Here is an 18,903-nt window from a genome sequence, read left to right as displayed (position 1 = left end):
GTACCTTTTCTATCGTTATTTAGCTGGACCAGGATCCCTTGAGAAAAAGATATGAAAGAGAAATGTGACTTTACTTGATCCTCCTGATGTACTAGCTTGTATATGTGATAAAGGACCAGACGTTAGAGCAGCCTCGGAATGGGGTGGTACGACTATTTTGAGCGCATGATCTGATTCTGGTGAAGCAGTAACAGTAATTGTATCATCAGAGAAGTTTATAATTTTAACAGAACCGACTGGAAAGATGGACTTGCCAGCATGTGATGCTGAAGCGAATTGGGTAGCTTTCCAAATATCTTGCGCAAACGTATCATCGTTAGATAACCAAGCACGAGCGCTATATATTGTTGCATTAATGGAAAATTCTTGGTCAAGTGAGACGGCGGGTTTCGGTTCTTTTGGTTCTTGCGGTTCATCTGGAAGCTGGGCGAGAAGGCCGGCGCACATATATTTCACCTACTTTCAATAGTAACTGTTATAGCATATTAAACATGTTGTTTATAAGGCACGACAGTTACCTATTCACGTATAAGTTTGTGCAACAAATTTGAAGATAAAATTCTCTTTCTTTACAATGGAGGTAGGTGTTATTTCTATAAAATATGGAAAACGTAAAGAGTATGTAAAAAAGAAGGAGTGGTAAAGTGAACTATGTCATTATTGGCGGAGATGCAGCTGGTATGAGTGCAGCGATGCAAATTGTTAGAAACGATGAAAATGCAAATGTTGTAACTTTAGAAAAAGGTGAAATTTATTCATACGCGCAGTGTGGATTACCGTATGTCATTAGTGGTGCTATCGCTTCAACTGAAAAGTTAATCGCGCGCAACGTGAAGACGTTTCGTGAGAAATATGGAATTGATGCGAAAGTGCGTCATGAAGTAACGAAAGTAGATACGGAAAAGAAAATGGTGTACGCAGAGCATACGAAGACGAAGGATGTCTTTGAATTTCCATATGATCGATTATTAATTGCGACTGGAGTGCGTCCTGTTATGCCAGAATGGGAAGGACGGGAATTACAAGGCGTTCATCTTTTAAAAACAATTCCTGATGCTGAGCGCATATTAAAAACGCTAGAAACGAATAAAGTTGAAGATGTAACGATTATTGGCGGTGGTGCAATCGGACTGGAGATGGCAGAAACATTCGTTGAACTTGGTAAGAAAGTAAGAATGATTGAGCGAAATGATCATATCGGTACGATTTATGATGCAGATATGGCGGAGTATATACATAAAGAAGCAGATAAACATCATATTGAAATTTTAACGAATGAAAATGTAAAAGCGTTCAAAGGGAATGAACGAGTAGAAGCAGTTGAAACGGATAAAGGTACGTATAAAGCGGATCTTGTTTTAGTATCTGTCGGAGTGAAGCCGAATACTGATTTTCTTGAAGGAACGAATATACATACAAATCATAAAGGGGCAATCGAGGTAAATGCATATATGCAGACGAATGTGCAAGACGTATATGCAGCTGGTGATTGTGCGACACATTATCACGTGATAAAAGAAATTCATGACCATATTCCAATTGGAACAACTGCAAATAAACAAGGGCGACTTGCCGGGCTGAATATGCTGGATAAACGAAGAGCTTTTAAAGGAACGTTAGGTACAGGCATTATTAAATTTATGAATTTGACGCTTGCAAGAACAGGATTAAATGAAAAAGAAGCGAAAGGGCTACACATCCCGTATAAAACAGTCAAAATAGATTCGACTAATATGGCGGGCTATTATCCAAATGCGAAACCACTTTACTTGAAATTACTATACCGTTCCGACACGAAACAATTATTAGGCGGACAAGTAATTGGAGAAGAAGGTGTAGATAAACGGATTGATGTAATCGCAATGGCACTCTTCAATAAAATGAGCATTCACGATTTAGAAGATGTCGACTTAAGTTATGCCCCACCATATAACAGCGTTTGGGATCCAATTCAGCAAGCGGCAAGGAGAGCGGAATAGCACTTTTTAAAGTGCTATTTTTTTTACAATGAGGGAGTAAATAAAGTTTCACTTTATTTTGAATATACCGTGCCCCCTTGAAAACATCGTACGTATCGCTTATATTTTCATATAGTATTTATTTTTTAAACGAAGCAATGAACGAACCAGGGGGCGCAGTATGGCAATTAACATGAAAACAATCGAAGAATGGATTGCTGAATCAAATGCAAGACATGAAGAAGACTTTGGACACGTTGTGGAAGAAATGAAAGAAGTATGTGTCGGACTTGATAACGCGACATTAATTTATACGAAAAATGTATTTTGTTTCGGTAAAAAAGTAGAAGTATTTTTCTTCTTCCAAGACCATGTCGTGATTGGACAAGAAAAAGACGAATATGTTGAGATTGAAAAATTAAAGTATGATGCCATTACAAATAGTAACTTAAAAACAAATGACAAAAATACAACGTTAGAATTAAAGTTTGCTAACGGACAATCTATTAATTTAGATAGTTTAAATGATAACTACGGTACGAAAAATTGGTTATTTGCTAGACAAATTAAGAGTATTTTTAAGTTAATCTAGTAAGAAAGCACGCCGTCCATCGGCGTGCTTTTAACTATGCAAAGCCCCTTTTAACCAATTCCGCGCCCGATATGCCCCAACTGGAACTTGAATAAGAGATGTTTCATTCCCAGCATCAATACCGTACAATTGATCACATGAATTTGTATCAAAACTTAGTAACGGATGCCCGCCCATCCCCATAGCAGTTGCAGCAAAAACGAGTTTATGAACGAGTATACCAGCTTCCATTTGGTGAATGCGGTATCCTCTATAGCCTAATGCATTTGTATAGTAATCTTTCTTTCCGACTACATGTAAGCAAAGTGGTACTTGAAAAAGGTTCACGTTATCCATCGTCATACTAGACTGAAGTGGGTAGCGAAGGTCTCCATATCGAATTGGTTGTATGGAATGTGTTTTACTGTTATAAGCGTAAGCCCCGTTTTTAATATTTTTCACGTTATAAAAACATCCATATAAGGAGACGCGTGTATTTTCATTTGTATACTTACCGTCAAGATCGTTGTAATAGGGGAAGGAGAGACTCGCTTCTTGTAGTAAAGTAGCGAGCTCAGCTGCATCCCATTTCGTTAAAATAAAGTCAGCATCAGGGGAATACCGTTTTCTGCAAAGTTGTAAGAAATCATAAGATAAACGCTCTACTTTCGGCAGTTGTACAGCGTGCGCATGATGTTGATAGTGCTCTTCATGAGCTAGTGTTTGGAACTGTGCTGTCGATTCGATCATAGAAGCCTCATTTATTTTTGTTATCATCGGATACTCATTTACATGCTTTGAGCGAACGAAATGTTCATGTGCGAGCGGCGGAATTTGTTGCAACAACTCATGAGAAGTAACTGTTTTATTTTCACGGTAATCATTGTGAAACCAATTAGTTTCTGGCTCTGTACTTAAAGGAATAACGGCATACACACTTTCTTCACCTTCTGACAATCCGAGTAAATGATTCAGTGCACGGTCTAGAAATTGAAAGTATACGCCGTTCGTATAACCGAACTGTTTTGCACATTCTAGTAATTGTCCAATGAGAACCCCGCTATCTAATCCTTGAAGTCGATATGAAAAGTTATTGTATTTAAAGAAGTTTTTCCAAAACATAGTGGATACAAATGCAACACCGAAACAATCATGTATGTTACAGCAATTACCGAGTGTGTCTGCTAAATAAGAATCGAAATTTCCTTCGCGAAGTAAAATAAGTCGGTGATGCGCGGCGTCATAATGGTAAATGCCGTCTGGATAATCATCAATCTTTAAATAGATATACAATTCATTCGGATATAAAGCACCGCCTGAAGGAATGGATCTACGTAATACATTTCTCTCGCTATTTAGCTGACATAATTGTGTTACACCAAATGAATACCAAAGGTAGTGACCAATCTCATTTAGAGTAGGTGTAGTAGAAGAGCTCGATAAAGATAACGGGATTTCTAAGGAAAGCGGGATGGTAGGTACATTTCGATATAATTTATAAGGAAGCGGTGCGTCTTTCCAGTCCACCTCATGATTCGGCATAATTTCATCAATAGAGAAATGGAGATGATGTAAAAAAGTATCTAGCTGCATGAAATCCCTCCTTTACTATGGAAACGGATGTGGATGTGGATTTAATCTTTCATTTGTTAAAGGTTCGTCTGTATATCCAAGTGTCATCGGTACGGTATATACCCGGTCCAATCCTGTAACCCGAGTAAGATGGTGTCCGAACGTCATCGGTAACATGCCTGGAATAATAACTTTTACACAGTGTAGTCCGTTCTTTTCTATAAGGGGAACGGTTTGATCTACAACGATTACTTCAAGGTCAGATTGATGCAAACGATTTAAAAGTTGGTGGAGATCGGATGTTAAATCCATATTAAATGATTGTGATACATTCATTTCTTGGAACGTTTGCACCGGTGCATCTTCTCGTAAAAGGAAGTGAAGACGTTCTTCCGTTTCTTTCAATCCATACAGCATACTATGGTCTTCCATTTTATTAACGAAATAAGGATCTTGTAAGCATTTTTCGTAGTATTCTCTTTTGTGCTCGAGCTCATCGTCTGTTATAAGTAACATTCCTGCTATTTCTTGAATGGCGCTTTTTAAGGCTCGAATAGGATCTAAATGAGCGCCTCCCGCACAAACAACGTTCATTCCATTTTCACGCGTATTTTTTGCAATTACCCATAAGCTCGGGATGCCGTGTTCCATCGTCGCATTAAAAGTGTATAATTCATATCCGGTAATCGTACGTAACCGCTGGATCATTAATTGTAATTCCGTATCATTTGCTGAATTAAGATCAAGGCGGGGAAGAGGTAATTCGGCATACCAAGTGAGTAAGAAGGCATCACGCTCTACAATTTCTAAAATGCCGTGAAAAATCGCTTCTTCTAAACTACCGCCAATTGCACATCCATTTGATGTTTCATACACGAAAGCATCTCGATGACCGAGGCTATAATAAGCAATTGATTCAGGAACTAAAAGCGGTCTGTTTTGTGATAAAGAATATCCCCATACCCAGTTTTGCTCATAATCAGGATCAAACGGTTTAAATGGAAAATTATCACGATTGTAATGTTCATTTGCATGTACACCGAGTGTGAGGGGATTTAGTGCATGTTCCTCTAAATCATGAAAACTACCATGCACATTTGTTTTTTTTCCACGAGGCGACATACCGCAATATCGTTCTAAACCTTCTAAAATGGCAGTTGCTTCACTCACTGCAAATGAATGAGTTCGGCCTGCAACACCTTCATTTCCAAACATTAATGGCATGTTTATAATGACATCAGCGAATGGTAATACAGAATGCTGCATTTTGCCGTTCAACATACCGACCCGATAATCTAAATAGTCTCTCGTTAAAAATGTGTTTAATTCATGAATGGAACGGCAGCGATACGTTTCGGTGCTTACTTTTAAACTCGGTTGTAAAGAAACTTCCGCCGCATCCGCAGTATCATCAGGTAAATTACTACATACAGGACAGAGAGGATCTGGAAGAAAAGAATGCCGCGTACATTGTAATGTTTGTAAGTTTAGTAAAATAAGTTTATTTTCTAAAGAAGAATGGTTATGAGTTAATATTTTTTCTGTTTCTGCGCAAATAAGATGGCACATTTGTAACATTCCATTTTGGGTGGCACGTACATCACGCCTCGTTACATTATCTGCTTTAAAGGCATATTTCCGCTGTAGTTCCCACATTTCTTTTTGATCAAAGCCAGCGATAAAACGGCGTCCATCAGAACAATGGGAACATCCGGGCGTAAGAGGATGAATGTAAGGACCGATAATACCTTCGCCAAATGAAGTAAAACCACGTAGCCACGGAATATGATTTGACTGAAAAATTAGCTCAGCATCATGATGAATAGTAGAAGGAGATCCATCATGTAATACGAGAGCGAGATGAATATTTTCAGGAAGTTCTTCTGTAAGGGTATGCTGACGAATGATGGAATATTGTTTGCATAATTGATCATGTACATAGTCTGCAAGAAGGCCATCTCCTATAAGCAATATATTTTGAGTCATAGACCGTCCTCCTTTGCAATTAATACTCCGTACACACCATCTAAGTTTTCTTTCAAAAATGATTCAATTGCCAAATCAAATACGAATGGATAAAAATTATGTTCTTCTAAATGCTGTAAGGCAAGCTGTAAAGATTGCACACTTGGAATTTCTTCTTCCGCTTGTATTTCCACTCTAAAAGAATCCGTGTCATATAAAATAATAGATGATTCAGGCAAGATATTAGCTCTGTAAGGAGTCTCTTCACTTTGAATGTGGAGCAGTGATAGTTGTAGTGCGTTCCGTAAGGCTAACGTCATATTAATATTAGATGCACCGTACCATCTATCATTTATACCAACCCAAATGACTGGAAAACTGAGAATCTCTTCACTCATTGCGATTTTAGGTGTTTCATGAATTGTAGCAAGAGCATCGTAATAAAATCTACAATGTTTATCGTGAATATCAGTTAAATCAATCGTTGTAAGTTCTTCTAGCATATGTGATTGCCGCTCATACAATTTATTGTTTAAATGTTGTTGTAGTGCCCGGTAAAATCCTTCTGTCATCGTTTCTCCAGCACCGATACCGATATCGTTATGTTCAGGAATAAGGCGGTGAATGATTTCTGCTACATATGTTTCAATCCCTGTTAAACCAGCTTCTCGGCGTGCTTCATTATGAGTCAATCCACTGCGAGTCATAAGAGGGAGAAGGGGAGCTGGGCCATCTGATAGTGGAGTGGCTACTTGAATATAGCATTGTGATAACGGTAATTGATATGAATCTTGTTCATCCCATACATGGAATATACCGGCTTCTTTAGAAGTTAATGAATCGAAAAAACGGAATAAATCAGTCGAGGTATGTTGGCCATACCGATGCTCGAGTTTTTCAGAAAGGTTTTCTATCGTATCAATTGTAAAACTTTCATCAGTTGCAAGAGGATGTTTTATAAAAGAATGCCACGTTCCTTCAAGTGTTTCATAGTTTAATAAAAAGAATTGCGATTCTTTTTCACGATATGAATCATCCGCGACATGTTTAAACAATTCAAAAGCGATTACATTTGCTAACATGGCAGATGTAATTTGCGAGAAGGAATCCGATGAATTTTCATTTTGCAAAGTCGTTTCATGTAGCCGATGCCATGCGGATTCCCAGCATTCATCACGATTTTCCGTTACGACAGGTCCAGCTATACCGAGTGTTGATAAACAAATAGCTGGTATAAAATTCTTTTTCGTTTCTCTACAAATAGTGTGAATTGTTTTTAAACCGTCAATGTCTCCATTTTGAGAAACATATAAAATCCAATCAAAAGGTTCGAATACTTCATGTAAGGGACGGTCAATTGTAGTATCGATTTCTTGAAGGAGTACACTGTTATCAACTTCATATGCACGTTCTATTAGCTCATGTATTCTGTCATAGTTTGTTTCATCCCGATCTGTAACGAGGTAATGAAATGTAGGTAAACCAGATTCTAATAAAGAAGAAACTAAAGAAGTAAGCATATCCCCAGAGCCAAGTACAAGGACATTTGCTCCGCGGTATGTTTCAAATTTTAAAGCACCTGAATGAGAATCAGCTTCTAAAAATTCAATTTGTGAAGCATATCTGTCGAGTAATGTACTGTTTAATTCATGAGGGGCATCTTGATTTGCATCGCGAACGAAACCATTTTCATATAAAATCTCTCCAATTTCAAATACTCGATTTTGATAGGGGAGAGGGAGGCCATCGGTTATTTCTGCTAAAGAATAATTCCCGTTAAACATTGGCATTAATTTTTCAATCCAGTCATAAATTCCATCACCGTCCATACGAAATGAACTGGCGTTATTTCGAAAATAGACACCCCCGTTTGAATCGGGGAGGAAGAAAGTATCCTTATTTACTTTAAGTTTTGCATGAATTGGAAGGTTATTCATTTTAATCCTCCTTACGTTTAGGCATACATTATTAGCTTATGTCATGCGATTTGTCCCGTATGAACGCAAAAAAAGGCTGTAGAATGATGTATTCTACAGCCTTTATATATTAGATTATTAATCCATCAACCTTCTAATAATAATGACTTTGGATCTTCAAGCATATCTTTAACAGCAACAAGGAAGCTAACTGCTTCTTTACCATCAACAATACGGTGATCGTAAGATAAAGCAATGTACATCATTGGGCGGTTTTCCATACGCTCGTTATCAATTGCAACTGGGCGTACTTGGATTTTATGCATTCCTAAAATACCAACTTGAGGGCTATTTAGGATCGGTGTTGACATTAGAGAACCGAATACACCACCGTTTGTAATTGTAAATGTACCACCTTGTAGTTCTTTTAATGAAAGTTTGTTATCGCGTGCTTTTTTACCTAATTCACGAATTTCGCTTTCGATTTCAGCGAAGTTTAATTGGTTAGCATCGCGTACAACTGGAACAACTAATCCATCTGGAGCTGCTACTGCAATACCGATATCATAGAATTTTTTAATGATAAGCTCGTCACCTTGAATTTCAGCATTTAATAATGGGAATTGTTTTAATGCTGCAACAACTGCTTTTGTGAAGAATGACATGAAGCCAAGACGTACATCATGTTTTTTCTCGAAAGCATCTTTGCGTTCTTTACGTAATTCCATGATCGCACTCATATCAACTTCGTTAAATGTTGTTAACATTGCAGATGTTTGTTGAACTTCTACAAGACGTTTTGCAATTGTTTGACGGCGGCGGGACATTTTCACGCGCTCAACTGGTTTTTCGAATTCCGTTTTTGCAACTGGAGCAGGAGCTGGACTCTTTGGAGCAGCTGGTGCTTCTTTTGGTGCTGCAGCATGAGCTTGTACATCATGTGGTCTCACGCGTCCAAGTGGATCTGTACTACGTACGTCGTTTAAGTCGATTCCTAATTCACGAGCCATCTTTCTAGCAGCTGGTGATGCGATAGGACGGTTTGTATTTGGTAACCCTTGTAGTGTTGCAGTTTGCTCAGCACTTGGTACCGCAGCTTTCGGTGCTTCAGCTGTTTCTTGTTTTGGTTGCTCAGCAGCCGGTGCAGGTGTACTTACTGCAACTGGTGCTCCATTAGCATCTAAAATTGCGATAGTTGCGCCAACTTCAACTGTATCCCCAGGTTCGCCTAGTAACTTCGATACAATACCTGAATCTTCTGCAATGATTTCTACATTGACTTTATCAGTTTCAAGCTCAACAACGCTGCCACCTTTCTCAACTTTGTCGCCTACGTTGATAAGCCATTGTGAAATAGTTCCTTCAGTAATAGATTCTGCAAGCTCAGGTACTTTAATTTCGATCATTTTAAATGTCCTCCCCTTATTTGCCTAACGGTGTGTTTTTTCTTCTTTTGTCTTCGGTAATCTCCATTTGTTAGCCTGGCCTTAGGCAGAATATCTGCCCAAGGAACAAGCTAGAAACATTCATTGTTACTTTTTAGTTGCTGTAAACTTCAATTTCTTGTTTATCTTGACGGAAGTTATACTTCACATCTAAAGCATGTGCAACAATTAGCTCTTGCTCAGCTTTGTGAGCGAATGGATCGCCGCCAGATGGACTAGAGCGATCAGGACGTCCAATGTAGCCTGTTTTCACTTTATCTCCAGCAAGTTCGAACAGAATTGGAGCCATGTAATGCCATGCGCCCATATTACGAGGTTCTTCTTGAACCCAAATGATTTCTTCTAAGTTTTTAAAGCGTTTAATAATAGATTGAACTTTCTCAGCAGGGAATGGGTACAATTGCTCAATACGAACGACATGAACTTCGTCTAAGTTGTACTCATGTTTACCAGACTCGATTTCTGCTGCTAAGTCAATCGCCATTTTACCTGTGCTTAAAACAAGACGTTTTACTTTATTTGGTTTCATGCCAAGGTTTTCTTGTTCTAAAGCAGGTTGGAAACGTCCTTCGCTTAACTGACTAGCAGTTGAAAGCGTAAGTGGGTGACGTAATAAACTCTTCGGCGTCATCAATACTAATGGTCGAACAGCTTCTGTTCCTAAGATAGATGCTTGACGACGCAGGATATGGAAGTATTGAGCCGCGCTCGTTAAGTTTGCAACTGTCCAGTTATTCTCAGCAGCTAACTGTAAGAAACGCTCTGGACGTGCACTAGAGTGCTCTGGTCCTTGACCTTCATAACCGTGTGGTAATAGAAGAACTAAGCCAGATTTTTGACCCCATTTTGCTCTTCCAGCTGACACATATTGATCAAATAACGCTTGCGCAGTATTTGAGAAGTCACCGTATTGCGCTTCCCACATAACGAGAGTTTCTGGAGCGAATACGTTATAACCATATTCGTAACCAACAACAGCAGCCTCTGATAACGGACTGTTATGAACAGAGAACGATGCATTAATGTTTGGTAAGCGATGTAACGGTGAATATGTTTCGTTTGTATCAGTATCGTGTAATACGATATGACGGTGTGCGAATGTACCACGCTGTGAATCTTGACCAGTTAAACGAATTGGCGTACCTTCTTGTAAAATAGAAGCGAATGCTAACGATTCAGCAAGTGCCCATTCAATTTTACCGTTCTCTTCAAGAGCATCTTTACGGCGCTCAAGAATTTTCTTCACTTTCGGATATACGTTAAATCCTTCTGGCCAAGATAGTAGACCTTCATTAATTGCACGAAGTGAGTCAATCTCAACACCAGTATCAATTGGTTGAATACCTTTTGCAACAACATCTGGTACTTTAACGTGAATTGTTGCGTCGCTCGTATCAGCTGGTGGTACTTGTGCATAGTCGGATTTTAATTGCTCTTGTGTAAACTGTGTAATTGTTTCAACCTCATCTGCATTTAGAACACCAGCAGCTTGTAATTGATCTGCATAAATTGCCCTTACAGTTGGGTGGTTTTTAATTTTTTTGTACACTTGTGGTTGCGTAACTGCTGGATCATCCATTTCGTTATGACCGTAGCGGCGGTAACCAATTAAATCGATTAAGAAATCTTTTTTGAACAACATGCGATATTGAATTGCAAGGTTAGCAGCTGCAAGACAAGCTTCCGGATCATCAGCGTTCACGTGAACAATCGGAATATCGAAACCTTTTGCAAGGTCACTAGAATATTTCGTAGAACGAGAATCATAGCTATCAGTTGTAAAACCAACTGCATTGTTTGCGATAACATGAATCGTTCCGCCTGTTTGATACGCGTTCAATCTGCTTAAGTTGAGTGTCTCAGATACAATACCTTGACCAGGGAATGCAGCATCACCATGAACTAAAATTACGAATGATTTTGAAGTATCTTGATCTGGAAGACCAGATTTTTTACGATTCTCTTGAGCAGCACGTGCGAAACCTTCTACTACAGGATTCACGAACTCAAGATGACTCGGGTTATTTGCTAATGTCACGCGAGTGCTAACTTCTTCGTTACTAACGACTTGTTCTCTACCTAGGTGGTATTTCACATCGCCAGTCCAGCCAGAATTAGCCACTGCGCCTTCTATTTTTGCATGTTTGAACTCAGCAAACATGTGGCTATATGGTTTTTCTAATACGTGAGCAAGTACGCTTAGGCGACCGCGGTGAGCCATACCAATCATGACATCCTCTACGCCGTTCTTAGCACCTTCTAGAACAATTTCATCTAAAACAGGTACAAGCATATCAACGCCCTCGATAGAGAAACGTTTTTGCCCAACGAATGTTTTATGCAAGAATTGCTCGAAACCTTCAACAGCTGTTAAACGTTTTAAAAGAGCAGTTCGTTTTTTATTTGATAGTGGTTGACGCAATGAATTTGATTCCACCATTTGATGCAACCACGCGCGTTCTTCACTATCTTGTATATGAGAAAATTCATAAGCTAAAGATTTTGTATAAACGTCTTTTAATCTATGAATTACATCAAGTGCAGTGTGAATACCTTCTGGTGCATCTGGCCATACTGTTTTCGCTGGAATCGCTTTCAAGTCAGCATCGCTCAGTTCGCTCATTGCTTTCTCAAGAAGAGATTGTCCATTTGCAGCATCTTCCATCGGGTTGATGTGAGCCAACGTGTGCCCGAAAGAACGAATCTGCTCAACAAGTTGAACGACTTTAAGAATTTTTTCAATGTTACCTGTGTTTTGAGGAGAAAAATGTGTTGCTGTGTTGTCCCCTGTTACGACATCATCTTGAAACGAAGGAGCTCCAAAAATTTCAAAAAGCTCTTGTAATTCCGGATCAACAGAACCTGCTCCAGTTACGTAAAGATCATACTGCTCAATAACATAACCAAGGTTCGGACCGTGGAACTTGGCCCAAGGGTTTGTCGTTGTATTCTTCCTCGTCATTTGTTTAAACCTCCCAATGCATATAATCCTTTTCCATACAAAGGTGCATTTTGCTCTTTTTCAATAAGTAATAAATCAATAATCAATGTAAATGTTTTCTTTACTCTTATGTTATTACAATAATTTACATAATACCAAACACTATTACTTATCTGTTTTGTAAAAAAACATTCACAATAACTTATCACCCAAGTTAATCTTTCATGTTATAAAGTAATTTTACAGAAAAATGGGGTGGATATATTTGGTATGCCTATACTAATAGCTATAATTGTTGCATTTAAATATAGGTATAATAGTTAGAATGTTTCGATAAAATTAGTTTGAATTATGTATATTGAAATAATAAGCGCTTTCATAGATATTATACAACAATATAACGGAATATAGTATAAAAAATAAAAAATTATGAATTTATCGTAAACTTTATTTAGATAGTGTTAAATATTGAAAGGAAAGTGAAGGATTTCTACAAAAAAAGTTGCTAAACATAAAAAATGCTCCATAAACAGTTAGTTTCTATAAATATGACGAAAAACACCGTAAAACAAATAACGTATTTCGTGAAATAAAGAAATAAATGAAATGTTTTAAAAGGATAAAACAAATATGGAGATATTAAATTTTAAAAAAAGAAGTGAGGAGATATAGTAACAGTTATTTACAGTGTTCCGTGTTTCGCTTCAAAATAGACGTGCTGAAATTGAAAAAAAGTTTCTTCTATATTATTGAATATACTTATGGCACTTACAATGAGTACCGTCTTTATCTCATTTGTTGTTTTGGCAAAAAGATATTAAGATGGAAGAGAGAAAGGAAGATTAACATATGCAAATGATGTATGCTTTTGGCATTGGGCTTGTATTATTTTTAGCTGTATTCTTATTTATTCGTAAAGACGTTCAAGGCGGGACGTTAACGAAACGAGGATTTTATAAATTAATCGCCTGTTTAGTTGTTATGCTTATAGCGATTATTGTAATGATCGTTTTAATAAGTCAGTCACTATAGAGTGTAAAAACGGAACCTTACTTCGGTAAGGTTTTTCTTTATTGTTTAACCTAAAAATTACCACTAAATCCATTTACTATAAATGGATTATATTATATAATCCAATGAAATGATAGATAAGGAGTGTAGTATATGAATAAAAAAACTATCTTCTATTTATTAACTTGTCTACTACTTGTAGCTAGTACTACTTATATAATATGTAACAAAAGAGAACAAGTGCCACCTATATTAGTATGGGACAAACAAGAATACTATGTTACGAATGAACCAGCCAAAGTAGAAGAAGTTGGGCAAAAACTTGGCGAAGTAACAAAGAAAATTAAAACAAGTAGAAAACCTACTAAAAATAGAGAATCTAATACATTACAAGAGAAAACAGAAGTATTTACAATGATTGAGGAAGAAAAAAGTGATTACCCGCCTTTAATCATAAAGGAAGCTTATAGTGATGAATATAGGGTAGTGAGGCCGATGTCGAAGCAGGTATTGTGATGAAAAGGGGATTCATATGCAGACAGTAACTTCGTATCCGTGGTCGTTAAGAAAAATATTTGTCTTTTTCCTTTGCTTCATCCTTCCGCCAATCGGTGCAATTTATATTTTGATGAATAGAGAAGCACTACAAAAGAGGGACTTCATTTTATATGTATTATTTGCTGCTATTAATATATCGCTTTGGTTATCGCTTATAATCTTTGATCGGACTATGTGGATGGTAGCAGGGCATTATATAATTGGAGCAGTTGTTATTGTTTTTTAGAATATGAATAAGAGATAAGCCAGCAACCTTAAAGTTGCTGGTTTTTATTTTGCTATTTATAATGAAGAAACAAATTTTTAATAGAGAGTAGTGGGCGTTATGAGATGGAAAGCAGGAACGTTTGAAAAAATAGAAACGAATGACTCATCTATTGAGAAACTCATACATACATTTAAGGAACAAAACGTAAATGGCGGAGCGGTTATAAGCTGTTTTAAAGTACATAACGAAAATTTTTTCAAAGAAATACCATATTGGAAAGATGGACACGAGCACTTCTTTAGAAGAATCTTTAACTCTTTAGATATAATCAATAGCTTAGAAGAGTTAAAAATACATACGTCAGAAAAATATAAGTTGCATTTTAAAGAGCGATGGGCAGTCATGCTTGATGGTAGCATTGCCGCTCAAATTTTGTCGGGCGGAGCATATGAAGGATTTAAGGAACGACCAGTTATCGCAAAACAATTAGCAGTGAATGTATGTCAATATATGTTCCAAGATCGCTATGAAGATATTAAAGTGTTCGAAAGCTATTGCCCTTGGACAGATTGGTTTTACGATGTTGCATGGGATGCTACTTGGATGGTGTTAGATAGTAGGGAACAGAAAATGTGGTTCATTTGTGCTACGGATACAGATTGATAGAAGAGGGCCTTGTAGGAATGCTGCAAGGCCCTTTATCTTTTGGGAATTAATAGAAAACGAATCATATAAATGCTATACTAAAAAATGTTTGTAATGTCAGTTTCATAATATTGTATGATGCTGACTTACTAGAAAAGATAAGAGGAGAATGAGCGTGCAAAAGATAAAGAAATTATTGCTATTAATGATGGTAGTAGGATTAACAGCAGGTGTTTTAGCAGGGTGTGCAAATCCGAAAGATACTACAGAAGAATTTTTAACAGCGATACAAAAAGGTGATATAGAAAAAGCTCGTACATTTGTTGAGAGTGACAAGGAATTTAATAAACTAAATGAAAAAACAGATGATGCTGAGGCAAAAGCAATGCTAAGTGCAATTACAAAGAACTTTAAATTTGAAAAGCTAGAAGAAGTATCGAAAAAGGATGACAAAGCAGAAGTGAAAGTGAAAATTACATCTGCTGATCTATCCGTTGCTGTAACAAAAGCAGTGGGAGAAGTTATGCCAATGGCCTTCGCTAGCGCATTTAGCGAAGACAAAGAACAATCTGAAAAAGCGATCGAAAAAACAATGACCTCAACTATCATCAAAAACTTAACGGATAAAGATGCAGCAATGGCAACTCGCGAAGTTACATTGAACTTAAAGAAAGACAAAGATGGCGACTATAAAATCGTTGCTGACGATAACTTGAAAGAAGTATTGTTTGCAAATGCGAAATCTTTGGAGAAGATGTTTGGTGGGAAGTAATTGAATTAGATAAAAAAGAGACACTATATCACGTAGAAGGTTGATATGGTGTCTCTTTTTTATATGACCCCGGAGAGGCTCGAACTCACGACCTCCACCCTGTCAAGGTGTCACTAAGGGTCGTGAGTCTAACATAAGTCAAACCGCAAGTCAACGCTAGTCACGAATGCAGTCATATTAACATTCGCGGCTAAATAGTTATACATCCGTCTCGTTTTCTATTATTAATTATAGCGTGTAGAACCGCCAAACTGCAAGATGTTAGGGCGCACTATTGTTTCTTTTACGATTAATTTCTACGTCGGATTCTTTGGTACATTTTCAGATGTTAATTTAACTGTAAGTCGAATGTATAAGTACCAATTAGTTTGAAGTCTATGCTTAATTGTTAATTATAAACACATGGATATGATGTAGCAATTGTCCACTGTGAAGGGAGTGGAGTACTCGTTGTGACAACAGGTGTGATACTAATCATTAAGTAGTTTGGAGATTTTGTTCACTTCTTTTTATTCCAACGTTCATAAAACCTTTTTTGATATTCTCCAACATTTGTTTAGCAATTTAATTTTTAAATTTAAAAGAAAGCTAAAATTTGTTGAAGGGATGCCACTAACTATTTATATGTTGAAAATTTGAATAGCTGCTACAGTGATATAATCCAATATGGTATAATTTTCTATAAAAATATTGGAAAGGGTTTAAGCGATGGGACAATTTCAAAGTAATTTTCAAACGGCAGAACAAATCGCAACGCAAATGAGGAATGCTTCTGATATTATCCAAAGTACGATAAATCGTTCTATAACGAAGTCGAATCGTACTACGCTAACTGTTAATTCCAAAGCACAAGAAGCGAATCAGCAAGCTTTAGATTTAACGAAACAATTTTGTGCCTCCTTTCAACAGGCAGTCGATCATATTCATTCGGTAGCTAAAGAGTTTGAGAGAATGGATAACGAACTTCAACATACTTTTCGCTAATGTGACCACCTTCGTAAAGGTAAAACGGTAGGAGGAAAAAGATGAGTCAAGATATTGAAAACTAAATCAAACAATTAAATCAAAGGTTACGAAGTGCATTTGAAGAACAGGACCGAAATCAATCTGCGATTCAAACTCAAGAGCAAACAGAAGAGGGCTTTTATGAATGGAAAAATCAAAATCGTCGTTTGTTTAACCGAATTTTAGAAACTTGGCATGGAGATAGAGAATTATCTCATTTTTTTACAAATATCTGTCAAGAAGCACAACACATTGAGCGGAAACTTACATTTGAATTTGAAAACAAAAAAGAAGTGTTACTTAAGGAAAAACGAGATCTTAGTGACTTAGAAAATGAGCTTTCCTATCAGCAACAACAATTAGCAAGGGAGGTCAATGCATGAGTTTAAATATGTATTTGGGAGAAGTACAGAACCAGACTCAAAGCATGAATGCTGTATGTACGGCCACCATTCAAGGGATGGAACAAGCCATTCAGTCGATTGACGCATTTGCAGGTGATACTGTTTTACAAGGACAAACTTACGAAAGTGCAAGAACATTCTTTGTCCAAACCTTTCGACCTTTGGCACAAGGAATTATTTTTTTATGTGAAGAGTTAATTCGTCAGAATAATGCTTTTCCCAATGATTTCGAATCACAAGTAGCTTCAACTGATGTCATTGAACAAGAGTTGCTAGAACAAATTCGAGAGATTGACCGAATGAAAGCAAGTATGGAAGCCATCAGTCAAGCTATGCCAATACCGGGTATGGAAGCTATGGCGAATCTTTTTACTGACATGAGGAAAAAACTTCAAAAAAAGCTAGATCATCTACATGAATTTAATCAAACATCTAGTAATAACTATAGTACAGCAATTCAATTAGCTGCTAGCATTGCTATAGGACTTGCAGAAGTACAGAGTGGAAAAGGATTTAATCCTGCCAGCGGCACATTTAGTACGAGAGAATTAAATATGGAATGGCTAACACCTATTCAAGAAATTATGTATGAACAAGCTATTCAAGATCAAATCGAGGAAATGGATTTAATAGAAAAACAAGTGGCTTTAAAGGCTCAGGAAGATAATAGATCATGGTATGAAAAAACAGCTATTGGTGCTTGGGAGTATTTAAATGGTGTTATCGAATTTTTTCAAGGTGCTGGCAGTGCAGCAGCGGAAAACTTTATTGGACTTAAAACGCCTGATAATGATAAATTAGAAAGCAAGATGACTTATCAAGCTGGAAGGCTTACTGGAAATGCTTTATCGATGGTAGGATCTGTTATAGAAATTTTTGAAGGTATTTCACTTATAGGTGCCTCTAATTTCTTAACCTTCGTAGCGGAAGTAGGAACCGGTGGATTGGCATCACCAATTGTTCTTCCGTTAAATGGAGTTGCTACAGTAGCTGGTGTTAGTGTGGCTGGACATGGTGGATTTGTTTTACATAAATCAATTCAAAATGCTAAGGATACTCTTCAAAAATTCCAGTCTTCTCCAAATGGATCTGCTAGTACTATAAAAAAATCGTCACCTAAAAAAGTTAAAAGTTTAAGAGAACAATATTTAGGAAAGACACCTGGAAAGAAATCAAGAACTGGCCGTGAAGTAATAGAAAAAATGAAAAATGAAAATCCACCAAGAATTAGGACAACACGTGCCGGTAAAATGCAATTTAAGGCAAGTGATGGAGTGTGGTATGATCTTAGTAAATCAGATATGGCTCATCTAACCGATGCTGTCTCGTGGTGGAATAGTATTGGTAGGCATTATGGAGCAAAGTCTAAGGAAGTTAGAAAATGGATGCTAGATTCTGTTAATTATGAATTGGATCATTTTAGTTTAAATAGATCAGCAGGCGCTAAATTAGGTGAGAGATATTTGCCACCAACTAAAAAATAATTGGGGGTAAAGGGAATTGGAACTAGAACTAGATGACAAAATATACAATCAAATTGTACAACTATGTGAAGAGGGAGATATTCTATTTGAAGTAGAACAATTTGATCAAGCACTGGAGAAATATTTAGTGGCTTTAGATATGGTGCCAGCACCAAAGACGGATTGGGAAGCGAGTACTTGGTTATATACAGTAATAGGCGACACTTATCTTATTAAAGATGACTATGAAATGGCAAAAAGTAATTTTTATAATGCTTTAAACTGTCCAGACGGTATTTCGAATCCATTGATTTTATTGAGACTTGGAGAGAGCTTGTTCGAATGTGGAGAACTTGAAAAAGCTAAGGAGTATTTATTAAAAGCATACATGCTAGAAGGTTACAAGATATTTTTTGAAGAAGATGATAAATATTTTGACTTGATTAAAGACATTATTTAAGGAGGAGCA

Annotated in this window: 17 protein-coding genes and 1 pseudogene; 12 read left to right on the top strand and 6 right to left on the bottom strand. The window is 37.1% G+C overall.

Translation table 11 applies throughout. The annotated features are described in order from the left end of the window. Positions 1–15: 15 nt before the first annotated feature. Entirely contained in the window at positions 16–447 is a 432-nt protein-coding gene (locus ACS2QP_RS10700) for a hypothetical protein (RefSeq protein ID WP_000332407.1), read from the bottom strand. Positions 448–644: 197 nt separating this feature from the next. On the opposite strand from ACS2QP_RS10700, the gene ACS2QP_RS10695 reads away from it, so the two are divergent. Both ACS2QP_RS10695 and ACS2QP_RS10690 read left to right on the top strand, forming a co-directional pair. Further along, the gene (locus ACS2QP_RS10695; protein WP_438882411.1) at positions 645–1,979 is read left to right on the top strand and encodes an FAD-dependent oxidoreductase; all 1,335 of its coding nucleotides are present in this window, start codon (positions 645–647) and stop codon (positions 1,977–1,979) included. A gap of 160 nt (positions 1,980–2,139) precedes the next feature. Further along, positions 2,140–2,550: a DUF3908 family protein gene (locus ACS2QP_RS10690; RefSeq protein ID WP_000996782.1), complete on the top strand. Its 411-nt coding sequence runs from the start codon at positions 2,140–2,142 to the stop codon at positions 2,548–2,550. Between the two features lie 30 nt (positions 2,551–2,580). Here ACS2QP_RS10690 and ACS2QP_RS10685 read toward each other — a convergent pair whose 3' ends face one another. The 5 genes from ACS2QP_RS10685 to odhA all read right to left on the bottom strand — a co-directional run bounded on the left by ACS2QP_RS10685 (position 2,581) and on the right by odhA (position 12,389). After that, a complete protein-coding gene (locus ACS2QP_RS10685) occupies positions 2,581–4,122 on the bottom strand; it encodes a SagB family peptide dehydrogenase (protein WP_438882410.1) in 1,542 nt (513 codons plus the stop codon). A 15-nt stretch (positions 4,123–4,137) separates the two neighbouring features. Continuing rightward, complete coding sequence (locus ACS2QP_RS10680; protein ID WP_438882409.1) at positions 4,138–6,087, bottom strand: TOMM precursor leader peptide-binding protein; 1,950 nt, start codon at positions 6,085–6,087, stop codon at positions 4,138–4,140. Then, the gene (locus ACS2QP_RS10675) at positions 6,084–8,003 is read right to left on the bottom strand and encodes a putative thiazole-containing bacteriocin maturation protein (protein ID WP_153581475.1); all 1,920 of its coding nucleotides are present in this window, start codon (positions 8,001–8,003) and stop codon (positions 6,084–6,086) included. The genes ACS2QP_RS10680 and ACS2QP_RS10675 overlap by 4 nt, the downstream gene beginning before the upstream one ends. 125 nt (positions 8,004–8,128) lie before the next feature. After that, entirely contained in the window at positions 8,129–9,388 is a 1,260-nt protein-coding gene (gene odhB, locus ACS2QP_RS10670) for a 2-oxoglutarate dehydrogenase complex dihydrolipoyllysine-residue succinyltransferase (RefSeq protein WP_438882408.1), read from the bottom strand. A 133-nt stretch (positions 9,389–9,521) separates the two neighbouring features. Continuing rightward, positions 9,522–12,389, bottom strand: coding sequence for a 2-oxoglutarate dehydrogenase E1 component (odhA, locus tag ACS2QP_RS10665; protein WP_000197157.1), 2,868 nt, complete (start codon positions 12,387–12,389; stop codon positions 9,522–9,524). A 725-nt stretch (positions 12,390–13,114) separates the two neighbouring features. On the opposite strand from odhA, the pseudogene ACS2QP_RS10660 reads away from it, so the two are divergent. The 10 genes and pseudogenes from ACS2QP_RS10660 to ACS2QP_RS10615 all read left to right on the top strand — a co-directional run. Next, positions 13,115–13,189 (top strand): annotated as a pseudogene (locus ACS2QP_RS10660) (permease); the annotation flags it as partial. A gap of 28 nt (positions 13,190–13,217) precedes the next feature. Beyond that, positions 13,218–13,400 carry a DUF3976 domain-containing protein gene (locus ACS2QP_RS10655; protein WP_001178291.1) on the top strand — a complete coding sequence of 61 codons (183 nt, stop codon included), beginning with the start codon at positions 13,218–13,220 and terminating at the stop codon, positions 13,398–13,400. A gap of 132 nt (positions 13,401–13,532) precedes the next feature. Next, positions 13,533–13,895 (top strand): hypothetical protein, encoded by a 363-nt coding sequence (locus tag ACS2QP_RS10650; RefSeq protein WP_061456927.1) that lies wholly within the window; start codon positions 13,533–13,535, stop codon positions 13,893–13,895. 16 nt (positions 13,896–13,911) lie between these two features. Continuing rightward, entirely contained in the window at positions 13,912–14,163 is a 252-nt protein-coding gene (locus ACS2QP_RS10645; RefSeq protein ID WP_438882407.1) for a hypothetical protein, read from the top strand. Positions 14,164–14,262: 99 nt separating this feature from the next. After that, positions 14,263–14,808, top strand: a complete 546-nt coding sequence (locus ACS2QP_RS10640) for a hypothetical protein (protein ID WP_016082411.1) — start codon at positions 14,263–14,265, stop codon at positions 14,806–14,808. A 157-nt stretch (positions 14,809–14,965) separates the two neighbouring features. Next, positions 14,966–15,562: a hypothetical protein gene (locus tag ACS2QP_RS10635; protein ID WP_001169480.1), complete on the top strand. Its 597-nt coding sequence runs from the start codon at positions 14,966–14,968 to the stop codon at positions 15,560–15,562. Positions 15,563–16,270: 708 nt separating this feature from the next. Beyond that, positions 16,271–16,546 (top strand): TIGR04197 family type VII secretion effector, encoded by a 276-nt coding sequence (locus tag ACS2QP_RS10630; RefSeq protein ID WP_017672814.1) that lies wholly within the window; start codon positions 16,271–16,273, stop codon positions 16,544–16,546. Positions 16,547–16,611: 65 nt separating this feature from the next. Next, positions 16,612–16,950: a DUF3958 family protein gene (locus ACS2QP_RS10625; protein ID WP_235598829.1), complete on the top strand. Its 339-nt coding sequence runs from the start codon at positions 16,612–16,614 to the stop codon at positions 16,948–16,950. Then, positions 16,947–18,455: a T7SS effector LXG polymorphic toxin gene (locus tag ACS2QP_RS10620; RefSeq protein WP_061456928.1), complete on the top strand. Its 1,509-nt coding sequence runs from the start codon at positions 16,947–16,949 to the stop codon at positions 18,453–18,455. The genes ACS2QP_RS10625 and ACS2QP_RS10620 overlap by 4 nt, the downstream gene beginning before the upstream one ends. 16 nt (positions 18,456–18,471) lie before the next feature. Then, positions 18,472–18,894 carry a tetratricopeptide repeat protein gene (locus ACS2QP_RS10615; RefSeq protein WP_017672819.1) on the top strand — a complete coding sequence of 141 codons (423 nt, stop codon included), beginning with the start codon at positions 18,472–18,474 and terminating at the stop codon, positions 18,892–18,894. The last annotated feature ends 9 nt before the right edge of the window (positions 18,895–18,903 follow it).

Source organism: Bacillus cereus group sp. Bce019 (assembly GCF_051781745.1).
In the GTDB taxonomy this organism is placed as follows: Bacteria; Bacillota; Bacilli; order Bacillales; family Bacillaceae_G; genus Bacillus_A; species Bacillus_A cereus.
The sequence above is the reverse complement of the archived record's forward strand: the minus strand, read 5'-3'. Positions and strand labels throughout refer to the sequence as shown.